Raw genomic sequence first — 353 nt, 5'->3', positions numbered from 1 at the left:
TGTGCTTACTCTACGCGAAAGCCGTGGAGGCCAGGACCTCGCGCAGGTAGACGGTCTCGCGCTTGCCGTTCGGCAGTTCGATGCCGATGGCGTTGCGGCCGGGCACGACCGCGACGCGGGTCGAGACCGCCGACATCGACCGGGCGATGTCGTCGGCCAGCGCGATGACGCGTCTTGACTTGGTGCCGGGTGCCGGCTCGAGTTCGTACAGAGTGACGACCGGGCCCGGCCGCACCGCCAGGATGTCGCCGCGCACCCCGAAATCGCCCAGCGTCGCCTCGAGCAGCGTGGCGTTCTGTTCCAGGGAATCCGCCGAGACCAGGCTCGCCTGCGAGGGACCGCGGGGGGCGGCG

Annotated in this window: 1 pseudogene; it reads right to left on the bottom strand. The window is 70.5% G+C overall.

Annotated features, from left to right (window positions below):
- Nucleotides 1–16: 16 nt before the first annotated feature.
- Nucleotides 17–353 (bottom strand): annotated as a pseudogene (locus MKK82_RS34455) (DNA translocase FtsK); the annotation flags it as partial.

Origin of the sequence: Methylobacterium sp. E-046 (assembly GCF_022829625.1) — a bacterium.
Lineage (GTDB): Bacteria > Pseudomonadota > Alphaproteobacteria > Rhizobiales > Beijerinckiaceae > Methylobacterium > Methylobacterium longum.
This window is presented reverse-complemented; position numbering and strand designations above follow the sequence as displayed.